General features: G+C 53.2%; 8 protein-coding genes. 2 read left to right on the forward strand and 6 right to left on the reverse strand.

Translation table 11 applies throughout. The features are described from left to right. Positions 1-2: 2 nt before the first annotated feature. A complete protein-coding gene (locus tag IPI29_10435) occupies positions 3-3,518 on the forward strand; it encodes a hypothetical protein (GenBank protein ID MBK7412958.1) in 3,516 nt (1,171 codons plus the stop codon). Between the two features lie 28 nt (positions 3,519-3,546). Then, complete coding sequence (locus IPI29_10440) at positions 3,547-5,661, forward strand: TonB-dependent receptor (GenBank protein ID MBK7412959.1); 2,115 nt, start codon at positions 3,547-3,549, stop codon at positions 5,659-5,661. A gap of 90 nt (positions 5,662-5,751) precedes the next feature. Here IPI29_10440 and paaJ read toward each other — a convergent pair whose 3' ends face one another. The 6 genes from paaJ to IPI29_10470 all read right to left on the reverse strand — a co-directional run bounded on the left by paaJ (position 5,752) and on the right by IPI29_10470 (position 22,875). Next, entirely contained in the window at positions 5,752-6,234 is a 483-nt protein-coding gene (paaJ, locus tag IPI29_10445) for a phenylacetate-CoA oxygenase subunit PaaJ (protein ID MBK7412960.1), read from the reverse strand. A gap of 1 nt (position 6,235) precedes the next feature. Continuing rightward, a complete protein-coding gene (gene paaC / locus IPI29_10450; protein ID MBK7412961.1) occupies positions 6,236-6,991 on the reverse strand; it encodes a phenylacetate-CoA oxygenase subunit PaaC in 756 nt (251 codons plus the stop codon). Further along, positions 6,988-7,383, reverse strand: coding sequence for a phenylacetic acid degradation protein (locus IPI29_10455; GenBank protein ID MBK7412962.1), 396 nt, complete (start codon positions 7,381-7,383; stop codon positions 6,988-6,990). The genes paaC and IPI29_10455 overlap by 4 nt, the downstream gene beginning before the upstream one ends. Positions 7,384-7,644: 261 nt before the next feature. Then, positions 7,645-9,948: a hypothetical protein gene (locus tag IPI29_10460; protein ID MBK7412963.1), complete on the reverse strand. Its 2,304-nt coding sequence runs from the start codon at positions 9,946-9,948 to the stop codon at positions 7,645-7,647. Further along, positions 9,945-10,778 (reverse strand): hypothetical protein, encoded by an 834-nt coding sequence (locus IPI29_10465; GenBank protein ID MBK7412964.1) that lies wholly within the window; start codon positions 10,776-10,778, stop codon positions 9,945-9,947. The genes IPI29_10460 and IPI29_10465 overlap by 4 nt, the downstream gene beginning before the upstream one ends. A gap of 142 nt (positions 10,779-10,920) precedes the next feature. Beyond that, on the reverse strand, positions 10,921-22,875 hold the full coding sequence (locus IPI29_10470) for a T9SS type A sorting domain-containing protein (protein ID MBK7412965.1): 11,955 nt from the start codon (positions 22,873-22,875) through the stop codon (positions 10,921-10,923). Positions 22,876-22,917: the final 42 nt, after the last annotated feature.

The raw sequence follows: 22,917 nt of genomic DNA on the forward strand, positions 1-22,917 counted from the left end.
CTATGTCCAAGCAACCACGATACGGCTCCGGGGGGAGATCGCGCGTCGGCAGCACCCTTGTGTACGCCGCGGTGGCATTGGTCTGTGTTCTTCTTCCGTCGATCACGGTAATTGCTCAGCCCCTTTCAACGATGAATTGGTACTTCGGTCAAAGGGCCGGAGTCACGTTTCGCAATGGATCCATCGAGGCCGTTGCGGACGGTCAGCTCAACACGAGCGAAGGGTGCGCAACATATTCCGACCCACTTACCGGTGAGCTTCTCTTCTACACAGACGGAGTGATGGTTTGGAATCGGATCCACGAGATCATGCCAAATGGTATGGGGCTTGCCGGCGATCCGTCAACCAGTCAAAGTGCATTGATCGTCCCGGCACCCGGACGTCCTAATATCTACTACGTCTTCAATGCTGCTCCGGTAACATCATCCAATGTTGGAACGCGCTGTCTTTGCCTGTACTACAGCATCATCGACATGCGAGCCGATGCCGGGTTCGGAGATGTTGTGAAGAAGAACGAGGTCGCACTCAACGATATCACAGAACATCTCACGGCAACGGCAGATTGTAATGGAGATGGATGGTGGATCGTTGTTCGAAGCAGATCAACGAGACATTTCTACAGTCTGCATCTCACAAGAGATCAACTCGCACCTACTCCTGTTGTTTCAGATGCAAGCAACCCAACGTTGATCGTACGAGAAGCGGGTCAGATGCACATCTCGCCCGACAGCCGACAGCTCGTGATCACATCCGCTACAGGCAACTCGCAGTTGTATGACTTTGATGCGCAGACAGGAAAGGTCACCAACGGCATCAATCTCTTCAAGACAGAGATCTTTGGCTCACACTACGGAGCAGCATTCTCTCCCGACAGCAAGAAGGTCTACATCTCTGTAGCGAATGAGGGTCCGATAACTCCCACGCGCGTCTACCAGTTTTCGATCGGCGTGAAGGATGCCTCTACCATCACGGCTTCGAAGTTTCTTCTTGGCGAGATCTCCGGTACCTATACCTGGACGCCAATGCAGCTTGCCCTTGATGGACGTGTCTACATCGGCATATCCGGTAAGCCCTGGCTGGCACTGATCGATGCACCAAACTCAGACAGTTCGTTGGCAGCGCTTCAAGACACAGCGATACGGTTGTCCGGCGTATGCAGATCCGGGTTACCAAATATCATCGGTTCAACGTTGATCGACCCGGCACTTCGGCTAACGGCGTGTAGCCTTCCTCGTGCAAGCTTTGACTACCCTGCCGACATCTGTGAAAAAACGTGCATTTCGATCCGTGATGCCAGCACCGGTTCTATCGATTCGTGGCAATGGTACTTTGAAGGGGGCTCCCCTTCTTCATCCATCGAGCGCAATCCGCAACGGATCTGTTACGAGAGTTCAGGTGTGTATTCTATCCGGCTCATCGTATCAAACGGATATGGCTCGGATACGGCCTACAGTTATGTGACTGTGATGCCTAGACCTAGCGTCAGCATCGATAGTGTTGCAGAGATCTGCCCCGGTACACCTATTCAGCTGCGGGCATACGGTGCCGATTCCTACGTATGGTCACCGGCCAATCAGGTCAGCGACCCGCTTCGTTCCGATCCCGTCGTTCGTCCGCGGTCAACGACACGATACACCGTGATCGGCACAAACTCGTATGGATGTAAGGACACAACAACCATCCTTGTTCGCGTAACGGATATGTCTGCAGGATCCGATGTCTCCATCTGTGTTGGCGCATCGGCACAGCTCACCGCACAAGGAGCTGAGTCGTATTCATGGTCACCCATAGACGGCTTATCCGATCCGCTATCTGCCGAGCCGATTGCCTCGCCGGACCGCACAACCTCGTATGTGGTTACTATGCAACGCGGACAGTGCATCGTTCGCGATACCGTTGTTGTAACGGTCGTTGACTCCTTCAACGTCAAGATCGTTGGCCCGGACAGAACCTGTATCGGGGATACCTTGATACTCTCGCCCTCCGTTGGTACATCGCACGTTTGGTCGGGCAATGGCGTTATCGACCCTACATCGACCGTTGCTCGTGTTGTAATGGGCAACTCTCCTACCATGATCCGTTTGATCGCACGAAGTGGAGATTGCCTTGCGTATGACTCACTTATGGTACAACCGGTGTTCGGTCCACCGATCGAACTTGGACCGGACGTGCGTGTCTGTCAGGGTGAATCAACCGTTCTAACGGCACAAACGGCGGCCACAGATGTTGTCTGGTCTCCGTCGGACGGCCTCGACCGCACTCTTGGCAACACGGTGATCTGCCTGCCATCCGCTACAACACGGTACATCGCTTCGGCAAGGGGCGATTCCGGATGTGTGAACTTCGATACGATCACCGTGGTAGTACTGCCTCGTCCAGATGCCCACGCCGGTGCTGATACATCGATCTGTGCCGGAAGCTCTGTACAACTCAACGCATCAGGTACTGCCGATCGATTTGAGTGGTCTCCTACCATTGGACTCGATGATCCTACAGCATTGCGGCCAATTGCCTCCCCAGTACAAACAACAACGTATGTCCTTCGTGCGTTGACCGGCACCTGTGAAAGCTTCGATACCGTAACGGTCTTCGTCTCAACACTCAACGTTGGCATCTCTGCCGATACGGTGATATGCAAGGGTGAAGCAACAATGCTTCGTGCGTCCGGTGCATCAACCTATCAATGGACTCCACCCGCCGGACTCAGCGATCCGAACAGTGATACGCCCCTTGCCAGCCCTCAAACAACAACCACCTACACCGTCCGCGGGATCGATCAGTTGGGATGTGAACAAACCCGTTCTGTTACGGTCAGGGTCCGGGACACGGCATCCATCAGACTCATCGCCGGCAGTGTAACAGCAGCAGCCGGTTCTGAAGATGTTGGCATTCCTGTGTTCGTTGAGGTGCCGGCTTCGTTGTTGCCACTCACGATCCGTGAGCTGCGCGCCACGCTTGTGAATAATGCCAGTGCATTCTTGCCGGATTCCACAGATCGCGGTGCGCTTCGCACGAGCCTACGTGGTGAGGATCGACTCTCATACCTGTTCGTTGAGAATGTGCAGGTGATCTCCACCCGTCAAAAGATCACAGAGGTCAGGGGGCTGGTCTTGGCCGGTACCATCGAGACAGTTCCTCTCACATGGGAAGATGTGTCGTGGCAAGGAGAGGCATGTCCTACTATTCGTTCGACGAACGGACTACTGTATATCTCGGGATGTAATCTCTCAGGGAGAGCATTGCGCAACTTCCTTGCGTCAACCGTTGGTGTCCGCGCCTTGCCGTCCGAAGATAGGATCGCCATTGATCTCCAGGCGAACATGCCGGGACCATATCATTTGCAACTCGTTGGTCTTGATGGTCGCGTATTGTGGACGCACACGATCACTCGCACCGAGCGTGATCTCGGTGCTGCTCCACTGCAGATCGATATGTCTGCAATGAGCACAGGAATGTATGTGCTGCATGTTGTACTTCCGGCGAACTCGGAGACCATTCCATTCGTATGGGTCCGATAATTCGAAGCACAAGCGGTACTTTTGTATGATGGATCGACGATATGCCCACCTCTTGTGGGCTTTTTTCATTGCGACAACGATCGTTAGTGCGCAGACCCCGAAGCGCGATACGCTTCGAACACGCCACGTAACCGATAGTCTCCGTACGTATCTCAAGTCACAGGTTGTTGTGACCGGGACGCGCAATGAAGTGCGTCTCAAAGACTCACCCGTTCGTGTTGAGGTGATCGGCAAGGAACGGATCTCCACAACGGCAATGACGGACATCGGAGATCTCCTCCGTGAGCAAGCCGGTATTGTGATCACCGGTGCCGTACGAAACGGGATACAGATGAATGGCCTTGGCCCTGACTACACACTCATCCTGATCGATGGACAGCCCGTAGTAGGACGTGTGGCCGGTGTTGTAGACCTCTCTCGTATCTCTGTTGGGAATGTAGAGCGCGTTGAGGTAGTGAAGGGGCCAATGAGCAGTATGTATGGAAGTGACGCCCTGGCCGGCGTTGTGAACATCATCACCAAACGTCCGGCCAACGGATTCAATGGGACCGTCATGGTTCAGGGCGTTACAAGAGGCCCCCTCGAAACTCGTATTGAAGGTGGCTGGGGCAGTGATTCGATAGAAGTCTCGGGATTCCTTGATTACAAGAACCAACCGCAGTTCTCACTCCCGCTTGATACAATGTCCATTCCGTATGCGGGGTTTCAGGATGGCACGCTGCACGGCAAGTTTCAATGGAAGTTTGCCAAGGGGTGGACCACTCGTGCTTGGCTCAGACTTTTTGGGTCGGAGACGCGCGGATCATTCATTGAAAGTGTTGCCGGACAGATCGCACAAAACACAGGATCGGTGCAACAGTGGGACGTTTCCAGTACGGTTGGCGTAGAGTACCAAAGCGGTCGCGCACGACTCACCATGAACGCCTACGGGTCTTCCTATAACGAACGATACAACTTCGATTCTTCTCAGGGGGCTGCTGGTTCAACTGATGATCTGTTGCGGCGCATTGGTCGACTCTATGCGCAATACGACGTGCAGCTTGGAGCTGCCAACAGACTCACGATGGGCGGAGAGTTCCTCTACGATGACATCGATGGATCTCGATACAGAGACTCAACCGGCGCACATCCGTTCTATCGCACCTATGTGGCGTTCGCCCAATGGGAGGGAATGCCAACGGATTGGATCTCGTATGTGGTGAGTGGACGATTTGACGGCAACAGTGTCTTTGGTTCGGCGCTGAGTCCGCGCCTTTCGTTGTTATGGAAGCCAGGCGAGAACCTACGCGCGTCCGGATCCATCGGTACTGGATTCAAAGCCCCCGACTTCCGTCAGCTCTACGTAACGTTCTCCAACCGGCTTGCCGGTGCAGGTTATGACCTGATCGGTGCCGAGCGCCTGGGCAATACGTTGGAACCCGAACGCAGCGTCTCGTATGACCTCAGTCTACGCTATGAAGATGGTCAGCGTCAGCTCACGGATGAGCTATCCCTTCTCTACAGTGCTGAGATCCGCGCCTTCCGAAACGATCTGCGAAACCTGATTGAGTTTTACTTCGTGGAGTCTGTTGAGGGCAGAGATGTGTACTCGTATCGCAACATCTCGCAGGCCTATACACAAGGGATCGAGTGCAACCTCCGTCTCGCACTTGCCATCGACAACGTTGGCGTCTTCAGTGCACTCGGCGGATATCAATTCCTCGATGCAAAGGATGTGCAGGTTCTTGAGGCGATCGACAATGGTGAAGCCGGCACCATCGATGGACTTCTCACGCGCGAAGACTACCATGGACTGTGGGGTCGGTCTCAGAACAGCGGATCGCTCCGCATTCAGTACGACTCTCCCGACCATGCTTGGAGCACCAACGTTCGCTTTCAATTCATCGGACGGTACGGCGATGAATCTCTGGACAAGAACGGTATCGTGATCTCTGATCCGCCGCGCAAGGTCCTCGACCGCGATGACGAATTCGTTCAAGGCTACGTTGTTGTCAACCTTGCTCTCACACGCTCATTCATGCTCAACGAACAACGTCTGCTCATCGGTACCGGCATCAATAACCTGCTCGATGAATTCCACCCAACACTCATTCCGGGATTGGTTGGGCGGCAGTTCTACGTGCAGGCAAGCATCAGCTTTTAGTTACGTAGTTACTCAGTTACATAGTTACTCAGTTACGTAGAAACTTTGATACTCTGTAACTCTGTAACTGCGTAACTGAGTAACTGCGAGTTAGACCGGCTTAAATCCTTCAAACGCCTGCAAGCACTTGTTGCAGTAGTGAAGGGAGCGGCAGAGAGTTGGTCCGAACGGGCTCTTGAGCGTGGTGTCACGTGAACCGCAGAATGGGCAGGCCACGTTGTTCAGCACATCAAGCTTCAGTGTGAGCGTATCAAAGGGCTCTGGTGGAGCAAGGCCATGTTTTAGCAGAGCGGCTTTACCCGCTTCGGTGAGGCGATTGGTAGTCCATGGTTGATCAAAGGTGACACTTACCGTCACGTTCGAAACACCAAGCCCCCTAACAGCCGATTCAACGTCATTACGCATCACAGTGATCGCCGGACATCCAACGAATGTTGGCGTCATGGTAACGTGGACCTCGTCATCACTACGCACATCAACGTTTGTGATGATCCCCATGTCCACGAGAGAGATCGTTGGGATCTCCGGATCGTGCACATTGAGAAGTGCATCATAAACATCTTGCTGCGTCATCTCACCACTCCGCAGACGGATCGATGCGATAGACTTCCGTCATCTCATCAAGAAGCGGTTTGAGGTGTTCTGTATGGTGTCCCTTACGTCCACCATACACTGGAGTGACATTTGTCGGGATCACGAGTGTTGACGTTTGCAGGAGTTCCTCAACAAGTTCAACCCAGCGTTGCTGAGCGGCTACTTCTCCAATGAAGATCCCATCGGCTATCAATGCATCCTCATGTTCTCCGGGCTCGAACATTCCCAACGCATATGGCCATGCGACATTCAGGGCCGACTGCATTCGTGCATGGGACTCTTCGTTGCCATTGGCACCAAGTTGTACCATCCATGTTTGAGCATGATAGAGATGGTACTTCAGTTCGCCGTGGATCTTGCGGGCAAGGTTGGCAAGGGGCTCTACAGAGCTCTGAACCAATGCCGTCCAACGAACATACTCTGCCACGTCAAAGAGGAAGTGTCGTACGAGTGAGAAGTCATATTCACCATTCGGCAACTCGACGAAATGCGAGCAGCGCATCTTGAGTTCATCGCGCATGAAGGCTGCGGTGTCCGCATCCGGCCCTCCGCCAAGTTCGTGCATGATGGTGTAGAGAGCTTGAGCGTGACCGAGTTTGTCTTGCGCGATCGAAGAAAATGCAATGTCTTCTTCCAAGAGAGGACCAAGTCCGGTCCACTCCGAATGCCTGTGCGCAAGGATCAGTTCGTCATCCGCCATGCGGTAACAAAGGTCGTTCAGTGCGTTCGTATTCATTCGGCAGAGCCTTCCGTATTCTGTTTCTTAAAGGCTTCCACCTTGTTGCGGACCATGTAGGCCGACACTTCCCGGTATTTCTTCTCGGGAGTTGTGGCGAACACATCGGCATCTTCTGCAGACATCGTGAACACGTCTCTTGTGTTCACCACCCACAGATTCACCGTTTGGCCACGCCGAGCATACTGCTCCTTTGCCAAAAGGAGAGCTAGCTCGTGGTTGGGTGCGTGAACACATCCAACGTGCATGTGGTGTGCACCACTCTTGCCCTGGTGGAAGACCTCAAAGGTCTGAAACTGATCGAGCTCCGGTTTTGGTTCCAGCGGGTCTTTCCGCTCCGGATCGATCTGCATCCGCGTAACACGCGGGTCGAGGGATATGATCGTCGCCATGAGGGCAAATTTACGAACTTTTCAGCCCCCATTGTCCTGATTAAGACAGACGGTATGAGAGGTAGAGAGAGTAGACGGGACGTTGACGTTATGACGGTATGACGGTATGACGGTATGACGGTTATGACGTTATGACTGGTAACTAAGTAACTGCGTAACTGAGTAACTGAGTAACTGAGTAACTAAGTAACTGCGTAACTCTGTAACTGAGTAACTGCGTAACTGCGTAACTCTGTAACTGCGTAACTAGTAACTGCGTAACTAGTAACTAGTAACTAGTAACTGACTTACCCCCACCATCTCCCCATTGGCCATTACCGTAAGCGAATAGGGTCCTGTTGGCAGACCGTTCACGTTGAGGGTGATGTCTATTTCACCGTCCGGAACGCTGCGGGCAGACGAGTAGCCCATCACGCGTCCGGCAACATCATGCAGGGTGGCTGTTAGGTCCGCAGAGGGCCCCTGAACGTGTTTTACTGTGATGGTTAGAGAAGTAGAGGCCGGAACAGGAAAAGGGGCTGAGAGTCGCCACGAGGAGCCCGCACTGATCACGAGTGCGGCCACACCTACATCGCAGCGAGATGAGCCGGTGAACGCGATGGGAAGCCCCTTACTTTGAATTGGGATCTTCCCAACAGAGCAGGTGTCGGGGAGGGCAAGAGTATCTTCTACAAGGCCTGTATCAATGGCCGAGGCACAGAGGGTGAGCTCGCCGATCTCACCGGGAGCGATGTTGATCGGGAATTGCGCTTGGGGCATCGAGAAGTAGACGTTGCCCACGAAGAACGGACGGGAGATCACCAGCGGTTCGTTGGTTGAGATGTTTCTGATGCGGACTGTGCGGCAAGCCAGGGTACCTACGTTGTGATCGTTGACGATGATCACGCCGCCGTCGCCGGGGCTGAATTGCACGTTCGCCTTGTTGCGGGTATCGAGCTTGACAACACGCGTGGTGTCCGACGTGCCAATACAGCCATTGTCGTCCACCACCGTCACCACATAATCGCCACCCTGATCCGTTGTGATCGAGCTGCTTGTTTCGCCGGTATTCCACTCATACTTGCGGAAACCGGGAGGTGCCGTTAGAGTGATCACGTCATCGAGACAGATCGTGAGTGACCGGTTTGCTTGGATTGTTGGTCTAGGACGGGGGTTAACGGTTACGGTGATCTCCGACGTGGCGGTGCAGCCGGCGGAGTCGAGGGTTACACAGGTGTACTTCCCACTTGTCTTCACCACCGTGGACTGTGTTTGGTCACCATTGGACCACAACCAGGAGTTGATCGGCCCATCCACACTGAGGGTGATAGAATCTCCCTCACAGACAGTCTTCGGGATGGAGGTGATACGCGGTTCGAATGTGCTTTTCAAAGCAACTCGTATGGTATCCTTGGATTCGGCACATGTTGCTCTGTCATAGACGGAAACGATGTACCTGCCAGGTTCAGTCAGGTACCTGCCCGGGGACTTTACGCCATCGCTCCATGAATAATTGTCAACGGCAGAACGCGCTTCTACAAAGGCACTATCTCCCTTGCAGATCATGATAACCTCATCAGCGGGGACGATGGCAACCTTTGGTCCGGCTGCATTGAAGTTACTTCTGTACACACCCTGACCAACGGCCCAGCCGAGCGTGTCGTTGATGAAGAAGATATCGTCGATGTTTCCTCGGATACCACAATTACGGTTGGTCCAAGACTCCCCCGCATCGTCGGTATACAACACAGCCCTATCGTTGCCCACGCCCCATCCGCGACGTTCATCGAGGAGGAAACTGCCGAACATGTTTGCGCCGGTCTGATATTCTCGCCAAGATCGACCAGCATCGTTGCTATATCTAAGAGAACCGATTCCGCTGGCATTACCATCACACGTGTTACCGGCTGTTGGGATCAGCATGGCATTGCCGGAAATGGCGAGCTCCTCTGACCAGACCTTGCTGCCTGTTCGGGAGTAGATGCTCCATGACCGACCGAAGTCTGTTGTGCGCCACAGAACTCCGCTGCTCACAGCGAATCCACTTCCGTTACGGAAGATGATCCCGTCACTCAGTCCGCTCATCGGCTCGGTCCCATAGGACACCGTCCAGCTCTGTCCGGCATCGGTCGTCCGGTAGAATGCCTGTATACCTGATGCGCAGCCACCAACGAAATACAGACCTTCGTTCTGATTGATCCAGTAGGAGCCCCATCCCTTTTCAAAATTGGGATCGAAGGGTGAGATGTCTCGCCAGGTTATCCCGCCGTCATCGCTGCGAAAGACGCCGGCATGACCTGACACGTAGCCGATCGAAGGCGTCAAGAACTGGACATATTCGAGAAATGCCCCTGGGATAGTAGAACCGCGCCACGTGGCACCGCCATCCGTGGTACGAATGATCTCACCATTCATCCCGCACACCCAGCCTAGATTCTGATTGCCGGGCAGGAAATAGACGTCGAGATAATACCCTTGATCATAGGGAGGTGGCAACAATGCTTCCTTCCATTGCGCAGCAAGCGGTGCCGTTAGCGAACAGCAGAGCAAGACCAATGTTGCGATATGACCAAAGGTTCTCTTCATCGGATGATGATCGCACGTCCCTTCATCAGTTTACGGTTGGAAGTGATCGCAACAACATACGCCCCTTGAGGCACTTGGGAACCATCGTTGCCTCTGCCATTCCACGTATAGCGGAATGATTCGCCGGAAGCAATTGCATTGTCCGATGCTACAATAGCACCCAGATGGTCAAGGACGGTGATCTGTAGTTGTTCGTTTGCCTGGGTAGGTACGGTCATTGACACCTGGTCGTGGGCAGGCACCGGTGAAACCACAACATCTACATCGGAGTACTCATCCACGGAATTGGGGAGTCCGACAACGACCTCCACCACAGGCATGCGATTCCATTGATCGATGGTGCCGGCACTGCCATCTCCGTTCACGGCATTGCCAATGGCCCGAAGATAATAGGTACCGGGTTGGGAGGGGGCTGTCCAGGTAAAGGTAAATGACGCCTCGTTGTCGACCAATGGTTTCGGCGTAGAATGAGTGAGTTCACCGGCAGAGAGTCTCAACCCCTGACCAGTCACGATCCCGAGGGTACCTGCGTTCGTGGTCCCTTGTTCGGTGGACTTTACGGCTATTCCAACTCCCGCAGCTTGTCGTGAAAGATGGGACACTACTACGGTGAGGGTAATGGTCTCCCCACTCACGGCAGAGAGCTTTCCGTCTACAGCTTGAACAACGCGCAATGTAGTGGCTGGGTTCGCTGAAGATGCGGCTCCATGACATCCCGAACCTGAACAACCGGGAGAGTTCAGGGCTGTGCGTCCTGCCTGACCAGAACCGCTGGCGAAAAGTCCAGTGGATGCAACGATCAAGATCACAAGAGTAGAGAAGATCCGCATTCAAAAGTTCCGTTTAGAAATGAACATCGTGGTGAGTGAGTATGATAGCTCAAAGAGGTCAACTGTTACGGACTTGGCCAAAATAAAAAGCGGGGACGCACTGACGTGCGTCCCCGCTGAAATGTGAAGCTGGCTGGTCGAATTAACGACGGACCAGACGGACCACCCAACGTTCGCTACCCGTGGTGACGACCACGTTGTAGACACCGTTGGCGAGGATACCCATGTCGACCGACGTGCGGAATGCACCGCCGTTTGCGGCCTCATTGAGTGTCATCACCAGCTCGCCGACTGCATTGACAAGTTCAATGCGAACCGGACCAGCTTGTGTGATCGTTGTTTCGATAGAGAACTGACCATTCGATGGATTCGGGAAGACGCGGAGTTCGGCTTGACGGCCGGCTACTACATCTTCATCGACATCCGTGAGGATAACATCGAATGCTTCAGAGACCGAGGCGCAGGTGTTGTTATCTGCGATCTCAACACGGTACGAGCCTGGCAGAGCCACTGTGTACGTCTTGGCCGTAGCTCCAGCGATCATTGTTCCGTTGCGGAACCACTGCCACGACTGAGCAACTGCTGAGTTCGCGGTGAGAACATCACCCATGCGGGAGATCGTAGGAATAACAGGCAAGCTGTTCACCGTTACCACTGTCTTAGTTGAGTTAGCAGGGCACGACGTGTTGTTCGTGACCGTAACCCAGAACTCGCCACCATTTTGCACCGTGATCGTGCGGCCAGTTGCGCCGTTCGACCAGATGTATGATGCGTAGCCAGCAGGTGCAGTAAGTGTTACAGCACCACCTTCGCAGAACGTGGTTGGGCCGTTTGCTGTGATGACAGGAGGAGCGACAGGAGCGACCGTGATACCAACGGTATCGGACGAACCAACGCAACCATTCACGTCAACAACTTGGCAATAGACCGTATCCGTTTGACGGATGATGATCGAGCGAGCTGTGCCGTAATTCGTGCCTGAAGTAGATACCCATGTGTACGATACGAAGCCAGCCGGTGCGCGTACTTCAACGCTGTCACCTGAGCAGAGATTCGCAGAACCAATGAGTGTAAGAACCGGTGCAGGTGTTGGATTCACAACTACGTCAACTTCCGTTGATGTGCCTGTGCAGCCATTGTTATCAGCAACAGTTACAGTGTACGAGCCAGATTGTGTGACCACGATCGATTGCGTTTGAGCGCCGTTCGACCAGAGGTACGCATTGAATCCGGAAGGAGCTGTAAGTGTTACGCTACCACCTTCACAGAACGTTGTTGGAGCATTGATCGCGATGATCGGCAGCGTGCTTGGGAATACGTTCACTTGGATCGTATCCGAGCTATTAGAGCAACCGTTTTCATCCGTCACTGTGCACCAGTACTTGCCCGTTGTGCGAACAACGATGCTACGTGCTGTTTCACCTGTGTTCCAGATGTACGAAGAGAAGCCGATCGGTGCGCTGAGAGTCACATCTCCACCTTGGCAGAATGTCGTCTGGCCAGAAGCCGTCAGAACTGCGTTTGGAAGAGCGTTGACTGTAACGTTGATCGTATTCAGAACCGTGCAAAGGAAGCCATTCACTTCTGTAACCGTCAGTGTAGCAGCACCCGGGAGTGTCCACTCAACTGTTACGTTCGGTGTGCCTTGACCAGCACGGATGATGTTGCCACCAGAAACTGCCCAGCTATAGGTGTTACCAGGGATACCCGGTGTGCTATAGTTCTGAAGCGAATTCTGGCAAGCAGACCTTGGACCAGAAATGACTGGGTTCGGAAGCGGATTGATCGTTACAGACAGCGATCCAGTTGCTGAGCAACCGAAGCTCGATGTATGTGTGACCGTGAGGTTACCCGTGATCGGTGTAAGACCAGAGTTAGCCCACTGAACACCGATCGTGAGTGTTCCTTGACCCGAGACGATAACACCGTTTGTTACAGTCCAGCTTGGCTGAAGGCTACCTGAGCCCGCTGTGATCACAGGGATGCTCGATGTATACGTTGCCGTGTTGATGGTTGCTGGCGAATCTGAAAGATCCGTTGCGCAGACCGGTGATGGACCTGTGATCGATGGTGTTGGAGGAATTGGACGGATTGTGACGTTGAGCGTGTTCACACCGAAGCATGTGCCTGCAGGGAGAACATCAGCAACATCTTCACGAACGCTAACCGTAGCAGCTGTCGTGTTCGGCCAAACCGGAGCACTCCACGTTACACGGATCGTGTTCGGAGCAAGGTTCACATACGTGCCGCCAACAACGGTCCATGTATATGCATTACCCGATACGAATGGTGTTGTGTAGTCTTGAACGCTGTTGCCACATGGATTGACTTGACCTGTAACGACCGGCGTTGGCGTCGGACGGATCAGGATCGTGTCAGTATCCGTTGTGATACAGTCAGAACCAGGAACAGTCTCGGTGCAAGCGATGGTACCGTTACCGGCAGCACCCCAAAGAACCGTGATCTGATTTGTGTTGCTACCAGCAGTGATCGTACCACCTGTTACAACCCACTGGAAGACATTTCCAGGTGTTGGTGTTACAGAGTAGACGTGTGTGCTGTTGTTGCAAACGATACCCGGACGGCGTGTGATCGGATTACCGTAGCCCGTTGCAGACTGGATGTCTGGCGTTGGGATCGGGTTAACGCGGATGTTCACCGTTGTTGTTGTGAAGCAGAAGCCACCAAGAGCTGTTTCTGTCACACTCATTGTGTGAAGACCAGGCTGGATCCAGCGAACTGTGATCGTGTTGCTTGTTGGATATCCTGCGATCGTAGCGAAGGCGTTCGTTGGTGTGATCACCCAGTTATAGGTGCTACCTGGAACGGCTGGCGTAGAATACGTGTGTTCCTTGTTGATACAGACAACTGTCGAACCTGTGATGTTCGGTGTTGGCGTGTAGCTCACAGCAACATTCTGCGTAACAGTCTTGAAGCACGGCGTTCCCGTCGTGGTTTCTGTTACTGTCAGCGTGTTGTTGCCGATCGTCTGCCACGTTACCGAAACAGTGTTAGCTGTTGCTGTACCGTTGATAACACCACCTGTTGCAGTCCAGAGATACGAGCTCGTGCCAACGAATGGCGTTGAGTACGTGATCGTTTGACCTTGGCAAGCTTGGTTTACAGCACCACCCGGTGTTACGCGGGAGATGGCTGTTGCTGTTGGTGTTTGCTGAACAGTGACGTTCAGTGTTGCACTGCGGAAGCAGTTACCAGAGACGTTTGTCTGCGTGACGCCAACAGCATATGTACCAGCGTTATTCCATGTGACGGTTACGCTCGAACCAGTGATGGAGGAGACGATCGTGCGATCGGCTGCCGTACCACCAATTGTCCAGTTGTACGTGTGACCAGGAACTGCTGTTACTGAATATGTCTGCGTTGTACCAGAGCAAACTGGTGTGCCACCAGAGATGACTGGGTTTGGCTGCTCTTCAACCGAAACGTTGAGCGATGTTGTGCCGACGCAACCGGTGTTAGCCGTTGCTGTCTCAACAACTGTCAGCGTTTGATTTCCGAGTGCTGTCCAGTTCACTGTCACTGCATTTGCATTGTTGACACCAGTGATCGTACCGCCCGTTACTGTCCAGAGGTACGTTGTACCGCCAAGGTTCGGAGTGGAGTACGTGATCGTCTCATCCAAGCAAGCTTGGTTAAGAAGACCAGCTGGTGAAGTACGTGTAATGACCGGAGTTGGCTTAGCAGTTACTGTAACGTTCGCTGTAGTTGTGACGACACAAAGACCAGCTGTTTCCGTTACCGTAAGTGTGCGTGTACCGGCTGTGAGCCAGAGCACTGTGATCGTGTTGTTCGTTGTACCAGAAGCGATCGTACGATCCGTTGCTGTGCCCGAAACCGTCCAAGCATATGTGCTGCCAGCTTGTGCCGGTGTGCTATACACTTCTGTTGAGTTCGAACATGCATTGAGATTGCCGGAGATCGTTGGCGTTGGCATGCGTGTGACAGCAACATTCTGAGTCACAGTCTTGAAGCACGGCGTTCCCGTCGTGGTCTCCGTCACTGTGATCGTGTTGTTACCAACTGTCTGCCATGTTACCGAGACAACGTTTCCTGTAGCCGAACCGTTGATCGATCCACCAACTACTGTCCAGAGATATGAGCTTGCGCCGTTCGCTGGTGTTGAGTAGGAGATCGTTTCACCGTTACATGCTTGATTGAGCGGAGTACCAGAGACACGCGAGATCGCAGTGGCTGTTGGTGTCTGCTGAACCGTCACAACAAGATTTGCTGTGCGTGAGCAGTTACCGGAGTTGTTCGTTTGAAGGACCGACACCGTGTAGGAACCGGCGTTGTTCCACGTTACGGACATGCTGCTACCAGTTACACTCGTGGTGATCGTGCGATCTGCTGCCAGACCGGTGATCGACCAGTTATATGTGTGACCAGCGACGGCTGTTACCGAATACGTTTGTGTTGAACCGGAGCAAACAGGTGTTCCACCTGAGATAACCGGATTTGGCTGCTCTTCAACCGAAACGCTGAGCGAAGTTGTTCCGACGCAACCGGTGTTAACCGTTGATGTCTCTACAACCGAAAGCGTTTGGTTTCCGATAGCTGTCCAGTTGATGGTTACAGCGTTCGCATTGTTTACACCAGTGATCGTTCCACCTGTTACCGTCCAGAGGTACGTTGTGCTACCACCGTTTGGTGTGGAATACGTGATCGTCTCATCCAAGCAAGCTTGGTTAAGAAGACCGAGCGGAGATACACGTGTGATGACCGGAGCTGGCTTAGCAGTTACTGTGACGTTCGCCGTGGCCGTTGCTGTGCAAAGACCAGCGGTTTCAATCACTGTAAGAGTGCGAGTGCCGGCTGTGAGCCATTGAACTGTGATCGAGTTGTTTGTCAAGCCCGAGGTCGTGCGATCTGCAACTGTACCCGACACAGTCCAAGCATACGTGCTACCGGCCACTGCTGGTGTGCTATATGTTTCGGCGCTATTCGAGCATGCGTTGAGATTGCCCGTGATCGATGGTGCAGGCATGTACGTTACAGCAACGTTGAGCGTAGAAGTAGCCGAGCAAAGACCCGTTGCTTCCTTCTCAACAACTGTAAGTGTCTGCGTGCCGATCGTTGTCCAGCGAACTTGAACTGCGTTCGTTGTTGCGCCAGAAACGATCGTTGCACCAGTTACCGTCCACTGATACGTTGCTCCAATGTTGTTAGCAACAGAGTAGGCAACGTTACCTGGGTTTGTGACCGCGTTGTATGCGCACACTTGTGTTGGACCAGTGATGGTCTGCACTTGTGGCTGATAACGGATCGTGACGAGCACTGTGGCCGAACCTGTGCAACCGCTCAGAGTATTCGTTTCTGTCACTGTAACGTTTGACGACAGTGTAGAACCAACACCTGGATTGGTGAACTTGATCGTGAGGGCATTAGTACCCGAGCCACTTACGATCGATCCGTTAGAGAAGCTCCACGAATACGTGTTGCCCACAACGTTCGGCGTGCTGTATGTAGCGATCTGCTCACCGCACACGTTTGTCGGACCAGTGATGGCCGGCGCAGGTGGGTTCGTGATCGTTACGTTCTGTGATACAGTGGTTGTGCACTGTGATGATGTGTGCCACTTAGCAAGAGTGATCGTGCCTGTACCTACAGTGTTCCACTTGACATAGACAGTAGTGCCATTGTCCGGACCAGGATTGTTACCTGTTACATCCGAGATAATGCCGCTTGTAGCTGTCCACTTGTACGAGAACGTACCAGCAGTTGGATCTGTCTGACCATACTGGATCACTTGGTTAAGGCATGAGCCACCTGTTGCACCACCTGGGGTGAGACGCGTGATCGTCGGAGCCGGTGTTGGAACGATCGTGATCGTGCGTGTTACCGTCTTCGAGCAAGTTGTAGCGTTTGTTGTTTCAACAAGCTGGAGCGTGAACGAGTTGCCACCGCCGATAGCGCCCGTAAGGACCGTTGCTGTTGCCTGATTGGCACCAGCTGTGATCGTTGCGTTACTACCGCCGAGCATTGTCCATGCATAGCTGTTAGCAGGAGCATTGTTTGCTGTGCTGTACGATGCAACGGCATTGTCGCACACTACGCCTGGGCCATTGATGACCGGGTTCGGCGTTGGGTTAACGTTGACGTTGAGAGTTGTACGGTTGAGGCAACCAACAACACTTGTTTGTGTAAGCGTGATCGTAGCATTCGGGTTAGGAGTTGTACCCCATGTTACCGTGATGCTATTGCCATTCACTGCTGTGATCGTCGATGGGTTACCAACAACACCTGTGCCTGTTGCACCACCTGGTGTTGTGATCGTTCCACCAACAACATCCCACTTATACGTGTCGCCCGTGAAGAGCGTGGCCGTGTAGATCGAAGTCGACGTTGGTGAACCAGTTGAATTCTGGCAAACCTGCGTTGGACCTGTGATCACTGGCTGTGGTTGTGGGTACACCGTCACGTCATACGTGAGGTTCGTCACGCAACCACCGTGTGACGGTGGAAGTGTTACAGCAAGCTGGATCTGACCGATGTTCGTGCCGCCCGTAGCGTGCCACTCTGTAACGATCGATGTTGTGTTTTGACCGCTGCGGATCACACCGACAACAGGACCAGTTGGCATGTTCCAGAGATACGTTGTTCCGGCAGGGAACACGCAACCAGGTGCACGTGCTACTGTGTACGTTGTGAGGTGCTCTTCGAAGCCACCATAGATACATGCCGTTGTTGGACCGCTGATCGTAGCATCTGCAACAGTTGGGTTGATCGTCACCGTCACAACCGCTGTGTCAGGGCATCCGAAGACGTTCGTTTCGATCATGCGGACCTTCACAGGCAATGGATTGTATACACCATTGCATGAAAGAAGGTGGGTTCCCCATGTTGTGACGAACGGATTAAGCGTACCAAAGCCTGTGTTGTTTCCAACGAGTGGAGTTGTACCTGTTGGAGGATTTGTTGTTACCGGAATCTCTACGGTGTTGTCGACAACACCAAGGATCTTCCAATCATACGTTGCAGCCCATCCACCGAAGGAAGGAGTTGCAGCCGTATATGTACCAACCGATGGACCACATGCTGGGTTTGAACCCGAGAATGAAGCAACCGGCTTAGGATTGACGGTAACGTCCGTACCCGGAGCATCTGATACAGGGCAAGCTGAAGCTGGGATCGGACGAGCATAAACTCCTGCACCGGTGCGCAGTTGAGCGCGCACTTCGAAGTTTACGATCGTTGGAACGGCTGGGTTTGTCGGAAGAACGCTGAGAGCTGGAATCGAGATCGGACCGATCGCGCCACCAGTACCATTGAAGGTAACAGCAGGAGCCATCGAAACACCGTTGCGGAGGATCTCATACGTTACACCGTCTTGTGAACCAGCCTGGGTGAAGATCACCGGCTGTTCCCAACAAACTGGGTTCGGTGTGTAGCTATTCGCTTGAACAAGCGGAAGAGCGAAGACCGTAGCTGTTGGATGCTGCGTGAGGATCACGAAGCAAGCAGGCGGATTCGTGTTCGACGTTGCAACTACTTCATACTCGTAGTTCGCAGCGGCAAGCAGTGGATAACCACCAACTGGGTTTGTGTTGTCGGCAAGGAGGAGTGCTCCACCTGTACCTACAGCGCTAATACCAGTTGACACGAATGCTGCCGGTGGCAATGCTGCACCGGTTGCATTGTCGCGGATCTGACGACGGAAGAGTTCATACGTTACCCAGTTCTCAGATCCAGCTACTGTAACGTTTACGAGGTCACCAAAGCACACAGGCGTTGGAGCGATCGTTACAGCAAGAGCTGCATTCGGGATCTGATGAACATTAACTGTGGCATCACCTGTCGAAACGATATACGGTCCGCATACCGGAGCAAGATTAGATGCTACAACACGGAACAGATACACCGTAGGTGCAGGAGCAACAGTTGTGAAGGCAAGATCTGCTGTAGGAACAACAAAGTTCAGAGCAGCACCAGTACCATTTTGAGCAGCAACCGTTGCGTTAGCCCATGTACCACCACCGTTGGTTGAACGTTGGACTTGATACGAGTAACCAACTTGCGAGTTTGCAAGCGTGAGTGGTGCCGTTTGGGCACCCGTGTTGCAGATGTCTTGTGGTGTAACACCAAGAGCATACTGAGTTGGGATAACATTGAGTGTGACGTTGTAGTCAGGTGTCGTTGCACCGCAACCACCAGGGTGCACTTCCGTGACCTTGATCTTTGCAGGTGACGCACCATAGAATACAACACGCACGCGTGATGCATTCAATGTGCCCGGAAGAAGCTGGCTAGCAACCGGAGCTACGTTACCAGCGATCGTTGTGTATGCACCACCATTGTTCGTTGAGTACGCAACGATATAACCATTCGATATCTGCCACGAGTACGTGTTGCCAAGTACTTGTGGAGTAGCGAAGTCATATGTGTACGTGAACGGACCAGCGTGTGGCATGCCAACCGGATCTACCAAGTTCTGGCAGACAACGTTTGGATTCAAGCCAGCAGTAGGAACATTGATAACGATCGATGGAGTTGGAACCGGGTCAACTACGAAGTTTGTCACTGTTGACGTTCCGCAACCCGAAATAGCATCAACCCCTGTCACTGTAATTGACTTCGGACCTGCACCACCAAGATTTGTGATCTGACGTGTGAGGTCGGGAGCTGGTCCAGCCGCATTCAGAACTATGCCACCACCTGGAACCCAAACATAGTTAACTCCCGGTTGGCCTGCCCCACCGTTTGTTGCCACTGCAACATTGATCGGTACCGGTGTATTGACGCAGAATGGAAGAACCGGAGCAAATGTGATCGGAGCCGGTGCAGGACGTGCATAAAAGGTTGTGTTGGTTGAACCAACCAAGCTGACGCAGCCTGCTGCCGATGTGAGTTGTGCATTGATCGTCACGACAACGCTCTGTGGTACAAGTGCCGCGTTTTGTGGCAATTGACCCCATGTGATCGTACGTGCGACGGCACCAACTGGCTGAGCAAAAGGACTGCCAGTTACAACTGTTCCAACCGGAGCGCCAGTTACGTTAACTGCAAGCGAACCAGCCTGAGCCGTTGTGATCGTGTAGTTCGTCGTAGAAACTGGGTTCTGCGGGGAAGCTGCACACGCTGTTGCCACCGGTGTGATGACCGGAGCTGAAGGCACCTGGTTGATCGTGAACGCCTGCGTCACAGTTGCTGCACAAGTGGTTGTTGTGTTTGTTACTGTAAGTGTAAGCGAGTACGAAGATGTAGCAGCCGGAGGATTCGTGAATGTCACGATCATCGTTGGATTGTTATTCACGCCAAGCGTACCGATACCGTCTACGTCAAGGGCTTCTGCCCACAAGTAGGTAGGAGCACCACCACCATTGACAAGTGCCAATGTTGAGAACGTATGCGCTTGATTACCGCAAAGCGTTGGAGCTGGTGCACCAATGCTGAACGTAGGATTTGGGTTGATCGTGATTGTGTAGGTCTTTACAGCCGCACAACCACCTTCTGTGTATTCATGAGAGATGGTACCGGTTCCGGCAGCACCCCACTGAACACTAAATCCACCAGGACCAACTCCAGTAACGCCCGGACCACCAAGAGCATAGCCACCAACGAATGGGGCTTGTGGTGTTCCACCTGAAATTGTAAACGAATGGGACCCAGCACCTGTTGCGGTATACGCGACTGGTGCTGCTGGTGACGCACACGTTGCAAGTGCTCCAGTGAGTACAAAGGCTCCTGTAGGAGGAGTCGCAATAACAGTCACATTAAGCGTCGAGCTAGCGTTACAGCCAAGGGCAGTACGCTCATCAACGGTAACTGTGCCTGCACCTGGGGCTGACCACTGAACAGTGATAAGCGATACACCAAGATTGACGTTTCCAGGTGTTGTTGTAGATGTTGCAGGAAGAGCAGTTGTTGTTGCTGCATTCGCTGCGACGATCGTTCCACCACCACCAGTGACCGCCCAACGATAGCTGTTGCCAACTGTGACCGTATTGAGCGTGTATGAATACTGAATTGGGTTTGGAGCCGATTGGTATGAAGGATTACCAAGTGTGGCAGGTACAAACTGACAAGGTGTGTTCGAACCAACGATCGATGGCGTTGGGAGCGGGTTAACCGTTGTTGTTGTGCTATACGTGCGTGTGCAACCACTAGCAGTTGTTTCAAGAACAGTCATTGTTCCTGTACCAGCTGCCGTCCAGTTAAGCTGACGCGACTGATTTGCAACAACGTTTGCCGCAAGTGGTGTTCCGTTTGGATATCCGGCTGAACCGCCAGTATATACAAATGGAAGACCTGAGGCCGTGTATGTATATGTATTACCCGCAACACCAACAAGGCCAGTTCCGCCATTGTTCGTGATGGAGTACGTCATATTCGTACCGGCACAAACACTCGCAACTGAACCGGCTACCGCATTTGTTGGCGGAAGTGGGTTAACAGTAAAGGATGTCTGCAACACCGGTCCTGGGCAGAGATTGCCCGGCCCGTTGAAAGCCTGCACTTGGACCGTTACTGTTGCAGCCGCGGCCGGTTGTACCGGTTGATTCGTTACGGTGACGACCTTTGTGTTCGTGCTACCTGCAGGGAATGTAGCTCCGATGGTGTTCGTTACGAACGCCCATGCATAGGAACCATAACCAGCAGGAGTCGAGTAAGTCACATTGTTCGAGCCTGTTGCCACCGCACAGATAGCACCTGGTGCTACTGTAAGAGGTCCAACCGGAACCGAATAGATCGTTACACGATTAACGAACGTGCTGATCGCTGAGCAGTTCGTTGGTGCCGGACCAGTTTCTGTTACCTGGATGTTGTAGCTCGTACCGGCGTTCGATCCGCCAGCAGGATACTGGATATCCGCGATCTGGTTCTGAGCACCCGAAAGGATGATCGTGGCACCAGGTGCTGTTGTCGACCATGCCAGTGTTGATGTAGCAATAGATGGTACAGCTACATATTGAACAGTTGCACCTTGGCAAATGTTCTGAGTACCTGTGATCGAGCCAATTGCTACCGGTTGGGCATTCGCAACAACTGCATAATCCGCAGTTTGAACCGTTGTACAGTTATTGAGCGTTGTGATACCATAATAGTACCACGTACGATCCACCGTTGCGGCAGGAAGGGCTGTAACGAGATCCCACGTAGGTCCAGCGCCGCCAATTGTTCCAAGTGCTGTTCCACCTGCACCTACGCAAGGCACATTTGGAGTTGGGCAGCGGAAGAAGGCTGTTTGTGTGCCAGCGAGTGCCAGCGGACCAGGAACCCATGAGTATACTTCATTGAGGAATGGACCGCCAGCGCCAGGACGTTGGTCTTGACCAATCGTTGCTTGCGGTGGCTGACAAAGCGAGAGAAGACCGATCGTGTGTTGGTCTTGAGCTGCTTGAACGTTCAGAGCGTTGTCGTCGATCTGCTCTACGAAGATGTCGATCTGACCAGCATCTGCGTCACCTTCAAGGTGAAGGACCAGCTGAACAGAGACTGTTGCAGGATTTGGAGCACCCGGTGGGATCGGTCCCGGTGGGTTTGGATAGAAGTACGGAACATCGTCAAACGTGACGATGAGCGTTGTACCTACGAGTTCATACCAGATCTGTCCGCCAACCTGTGGCGAAAGGTCCGTATTTGCCAGGTAGATAGCATCATATGTAGCACCTGCACCCGGAGCGGCCAGATTGCGCGGGGCGATCTGAACTGCGAGTGGGTCGTTGCGGAACGTGATGAAACCATTCGAGCCTACATAGAAGCCGTCAACCGCAAGGTCAATGAGGCGTCCATGAAAACGGAATTGGCCGGCAACGTTCTGCTCAGCAGAAACTTCGTCGTCGTCCAATGCCAGATTAACCTCGGCGCCGCCTGGTGCGGCGAATGCGTAGCCAGGTGCAGCACCGTTAACAGCATAACCGATATTGATACCGGGAGCTGTCAGGGTGGCCCGAAGTGTTGTGTTCTGTCCTGCACAGACCGGGTTCGGACCCGGACTGGCCAACAGATCAACGGTTTGCGCCTTCACCGAGATGCCTGTTAGCAACCCGGCGGTCGTAATGACCGTCAACAACAGAGCCTGGAGCCAACGCCCCACACTCCGTTGTCGCGAAGAGAACGCGGAATCGAATCGATTCATACGATCCTCCAAATGAGACTTTGAAATACTGTTACTCTTACT

The organism is Ignavibacteria bacterium (assembly GCA_016707005.1).
GTDB lineage: Bacteria > Bacteroidota > Ignavibacteria > Kapaibacteriales > Kapaibacteriaceae > UBA10438.